This is a genomic window from Oceanispirochaeta sp., assembly GCF_027859075.1.
In the GTDB taxonomy this organism is placed as follows: domain Bacteria; phylum Spirochaetota; class Spirochaetia; order DSM-2461; family DSM-2461; genus Oceanispirochaeta.
The window spans coordinates 1-4,871 of record NZ_JAQIBL010000052.1 but is presented as its reverse complement, the minus strand read 5'-3'; the positions used below and the strand labels follow the sequence as shown (position 1 = coordinate 4,871).

Sequence of the window (4,871 nt, the reverse complement as noted above, 5' to 3'; positions counted from 1 at the left end):
TTTATTTGCGATAGCCAGTTCAGTGGCTCGTTTATCCTTCTCCTCATTCTGAAAGGCGAGTTCTTTATTTGCGATGGCTAATTCAGCGGCTCGTTTATCCTTCTCCTCATTCTGAAAGGCAAGTTCTTTATTTGCGATAGCCAGTTCAGTGGCTCGTTTATCCTTCTCCTCATTCTGAAAGGCGAGTTCTTTATTTGCGATAGCCAGTTCAGCGGCTCGTTTCTCCTTCTCTTCGTTCTGAAAGTCAAGTTCTTCATTTGCGATGTTTAATTCATTTTCAAGTTCTTTATTTGAAGTGATTATTCCGTTTAATTTTTTTTCCATCTATTTTAGTACCTCAATTATATTCCTGTTAAAGGCTTAATACAAACTTGAGAAAATCTCTTTTAAAAATGCCTGCCCCTAGGCACAATTATAAGCGATTTATCACAGCTGTCAAAGATAATCTGAAGGGGGTTTATAGAAACCGAAATCCAATTATAGTTAAGTTGACTAAAACATTACTATAAAAAAGGAAATAGGCTATGAGTCATAAGGATACAAATTTTCAGCAATTCCTTCAATTAATAACGAGACATGATTTTGAAAAATGGGTTAAGAAGCACCGTGGAGAGGCCTACACCAAGGGTTTCAGTTGCATGTCAAACTGGATCATTCCGGTTATATCCCGTCCTTTGTCACTTTTACAGATGCCAAAGTACATGAGATGAATGCTATACGTGAAATACCAAAGAAAAAAGGATACATTTTTGTTTTTATAGAGGCTATAACGATTACAAAGAGTTTTCAAAGTATTGTTAGATATCCATGATTTCATTTCTTCTTTTAAAATATCTTTCAGATTCATCGACTCAAGTGTGGACAGTAGGTTCACTGATGGCGGGGATTCCAATTCTATTATTCCTGAGGAAAGACATATGGCTGTAGTTGAACAAACCAAAACCAGGGACAGAATCAATGTTTTTTTCAGGTGGTCAAATGGGGCTGTGTTTATGAGGCATTTTTATATTGGACAGCTGTGACTCAATATAATAAATATTTTGGTGAGAATATTCATATGTTTAACGGTTGTGATTTTCTGGCTGAGTTGACTCAACATATCCCTCCAAAAGGTATTCAGTATATTCGAAGGTATGGATTATATGCTTCCAGGACCAGGGGGAAAAGGTCAGAACATCCCGATGTGGTTCGTCATGCCCCGGAAGGCTGGAAAGCAGCACAACAGATTCTTTCTTTAGAGGACGAATTGCCTGAAGAAACTGAATGTGATATTTCCGAAAAGGCAAGTAGGAAAGCCTGGGCACGGTTGATATCAATGATCTATGATATTAATGCGTTCCTTTGTCCGAAATGTGGTTCGGAAATGAGAGTGATTGCTGTAATTCAGGATACTGCTGAGATCAAAAGGATCCTTAAACATCTGAAGAAGGTTGGTCGGGCACCGTCCGGGGTGGATTATACAGAAATATCAGATTAATTCTTCATTCTCGATGCCGGGGGGAGCAGTATATCCAATGGATGAAGAAAAATACAGTTTTGCTTTTGTGCGAATGTGTACATAATGTAATTCAATGGTTGTGGATGTTTTTTAGGGCGAAAAAGCAGTAACCTGCTGATTTCCCAGATTTTCTGAGACTGAAATTGGCTGCACTTCCAGAGAATTTGATTGACAGGGATTATAGAAATTCCTATCATTAATTTGTATGAAAAGTATCCACTTCCGATATAAGTTGTTCACTCACATTACTTATTTTATCGGACATTCTTTTTAATCCGGCCATGGCTTCAGTAACTTCATTAAAACCGACATTAACTTCGGTTATAGCATTTGTCACCATTCTGGATATATCGGAAACTGATCCCATTATCTCATTGACTGATCCGGAGCTTGTTTTTATGATATCAGATTTTTCTTTTACCACCGAGGAGATGTCTCCGAGGTTAGATATGGATTCGAGTATTTGCTTTCCACCAATATTAAGTTCTTCTGTACTGGAAGAAACTGTCAGCAGGGCTTCCGAAAGGCTTTCTATTTTATTGTTGATATTGCTAAACGCCTTTCTAGTACTAAGACCGGATTGTGAAGCATTTTCTATTCTATCTATAATATTTTTGAGCGTTTTTGAGATCTCTTTTGTATTGTTAGCTGATGCTCCTGCCAATTTCCGGATTTCATCTGCTACAACAGCAAACCCCTTGCCCTGATCTCCAGCGTGAGCTGCTTCAATAGCAGCATTCATGGCTAATAGATTTGTCTGGGCAGAAATACTCTGAATAATTCCGGCCATGTTATTAATACTATTGACCGAGGCATTAATGTCTTCGATGATGTTGGTTGTTTCAGTCAGCCTTAAATCACCTTCATTTGCTGTTTCAACAAGTTGACTAATGACCACCTGATTTTTCTCAGTAAGTTTTGATACATTTGCTATGGAAGCAATCATCTGGGTAATGGAGGCTGTAGACTGCTCTACCATAACTGACTGTTCCCCGATGTGCATGTTCAATTCACTGATAGAAGAGGCAATATCCAAGGCTCCTTTATTGGAGAGGGAAATATTCTCATCGAGAGAAGACATTTGTGTACTTATGGAATTTACATTCGCTGAAATTTCCACAGCAGCTGATGAAGTTTCAGTCGCTGTTGAAATAAGTTCCTCTTTTACCTCGCTATTGATATGTGTAATTTCTTTAATTTTGTTGAGAGAATGATTCAACCCCGATTGGAAATCACTCATATCCTTGCTCAATTGACCCATTTCATCTCTAGTTGTGGCATTTATACTTTTTGTCAAATCACCTGATGCCATAATTGACAGACTTGTTTCTAGATTGCTAATTGAACCGGCAATTTGACCTGCAATAATAAAAGAAATAATAATCGATAAAACAATAACAATAAACATAAAACCCGCCGAAATGAGATAACCGAGATTTGTATAATACTCAATCTGCTTTTCGATGATAGCATATTGTTCTTCTATTTCAATTTGAGATCCTTCCAGAGCACTATTTAGAGCAGTAATCTGAACTTTTGTTCTATAGACACTGTCGTTTAATTTTTCATATCCATCAAATTCTCTAAAAGCATCTGTTTCGACCATATTAAAGGCAAATACGGACCTGATTCCAACCATTTTTTCAGCAAAAACCTCATCTGCAACACTCAATAATTCCTCAATCTCTATACTAAGTTTATCCTGTGCTTCCACCTGTATTTCATCGTGTATTACTATACGTCGAAGGGCAGACTTAACTGTTTCATTTATGTTTGATAGACGTTTCATGTTTTTAACGTTCTCCAAGACCTCTTCTTTTTCAGCAATAGCCTCGTACAGTTTCTCAATTTGAAAGGAAATAATTACTTCATCATAGAGGATATTGGAAAGTTCCTTTTGTTCATTAAGTACTCTATCTTTCAGATAGAGAAGTTCTGCTTTTTCACTTTGTATAACATTAACCAATTGCTGAAATCCCATGTACAAAGCAATTGTCAAAATCATGGCAACCAAAAGAGATAAAATAAGGACGAGCAGTTTCATTTTAATTTTCATTGAATAGCCTTAAATTTATGATATTAAATTATTATCATTTTATCATGAATTCGTATAATTATAATTATAATTATATTAATTCCCTTCATCTATCATTTTTGATATTAATTTATAGACATATAAGAGATTCGATATAAGTCATATTATTGTGAGACCTCTCATAAGTCAAAGAGAAATTACTAGATTCTTTGATCTAGCAACTACCGATAAGCGACGATACTGTCTCGAGTTGTCTAAAATTCTTAATTCTAATAACTATTCAAAAGAACCTATTCCAATGCATGATAAATAAATTTAAGTTCACATAACAAGACTGTAGAATATCCGCCTCACAGAATTTGAAAACCCTTCAAAATCAAGTTGTACCGGCATTACTAAGTCTATATTTTTATTTCAATATACAGCATGATTCCTTTGCTGAAATACGATCAGAATGGGTATCTTAGCCTCTCAGACACTCGATACTCCAATCCATCTCCTCTACCCCTTTTTATGCACTATTCCTCTGTATTTTTCCAATATTATGAACTATGCAATACAAAAGTCATTGAGTACTGACCTTCTCTTTACCACGCAAAGTAAAACGGTTGAGTTTCTTTATTCCGGCAATGTGTCCGAAAACCGGTTCCACCGTACTCATTCTGTGAGAAGAAATGGCTCTTCCGTAAGGGGTATCAATCTTGGTTTTCATCTCTTCTATTGGATTCCGCCCATTCTTATCTGCCACTTCTTTGAGAATGGCAACCTGCCTGACCTTCGTATCGAATGTATCTGCAAAGATAATCAGTTGATGTTTGTCATCTACGGCGGCTATGCCGTTATATCCCTGGATAACACCATGACCTGTGGACATCTTGGCACTCTCGGAATATATCAAGAACAGTTGGGTCACAAATCTGACGTGAAACAACTAAATCTGCAAGATTTCCTGTATATCTCACTATTGCTGGTCTTCAGGCTCTTCACCAGGGGCTTTTGTTCTCTCCATTTTAATGTTGAAATAAGCAAACACTATCACAATTATTGGTGTCAGCCAGCACAATATAGCATAAGGAGCAAACTTTACTACCGGGACTCCAAGGGATAAAAATACAAACACAGCATTACTGTTCCATGGAATAAGAGGCGCCGTAAGTGTTCCACCGGCCTCCAATGCACTAGTGAGATTTTTAAGCTTCAATTTGTGATTTCTATAAGACTCTTCAAACATTTGCCCAGGTATAATAACAGCAAGGTATTGATTAGAAGTAATAACATTTACAAAAACTGAGGCTCCTATAACTGTGGTAGTCAAGCTCCCTACTGACTTAAGCACTC

6 protein-coding genes are annotated in these 4,871 nt (G+C 36.9%); 2 read left to right on the top strand and 4 right to left on the bottom strand.

Translation table 11 applies throughout. From position 1 onward, the window contains the following. A partial coding sequence (locus PF479_RS02975) for a hypothetical protein (protein ID WP_298002080.1) occupies positions 1 to 324 on the bottom strand: 324 nt, incomplete at its 3' end. A 200-nt stretch (positions 325 to 524) separates the two neighbouring features. On the opposite strand from PF479_RS02975, the gene PF479_RS20720 reads away from it, so the two are divergent. Further along, entirely contained in the window at positions 525 to 710 is a 186-nt protein-coding gene (locus tag PF479_RS20720) for a DUF4372 domain-containing protein (RefSeq protein WP_367277197.1), read from the top strand. A gap of 260 nt (positions 711 to 970) precedes the next feature. Next, a complete protein-coding gene (locus PF479_RS02970; RefSeq protein ID WP_298002079.1) occupies positions 971 to 1,477 on the top strand; it encodes a transposase in 507 nt (168 codons plus the stop codon). Positions 1,478 to 1,694: 217 nt separating this feature from the next. On the opposite strand, the gene PF479_RS02965 is transcribed toward PF479_RS02970, so the two are convergent. The 3 genes from PF479_RS02965 to PF479_RS02955 form a co-directional block, all read right to left on the bottom strand. Continuing rightward, positions 1,695 to 3,554 (bottom strand): methyl-accepting chemotaxis protein, encoded by a 1,860-nt coding sequence (locus PF479_RS02965; RefSeq protein WP_298002077.1) that lies wholly within the window; start codon positions 3,552 to 3,554, stop codon positions 1,695 to 1,697. Between the two features lie 544 nt (positions 3,555 to 4,098). Beyond that, positions 4,099 to 4,407 (bottom strand): transposase, encoded by a 309-nt coding sequence (locus PF479_RS02960; protein ID WP_298002075.1) that lies wholly within the window; start codon positions 4,405 to 4,407, stop codon positions 4,099 to 4,101. A gap of 87 nt (positions 4,408 to 4,494) precedes the next feature. After that, positions 4,495 to 4,871, bottom strand: a 377-nt coding sequence (locus PF479_RS02955; RefSeq protein WP_298002074.1) for a Na+/H+ antiporter NhaC family protein, incomplete at its 5' end; no start/stop codon positions are given.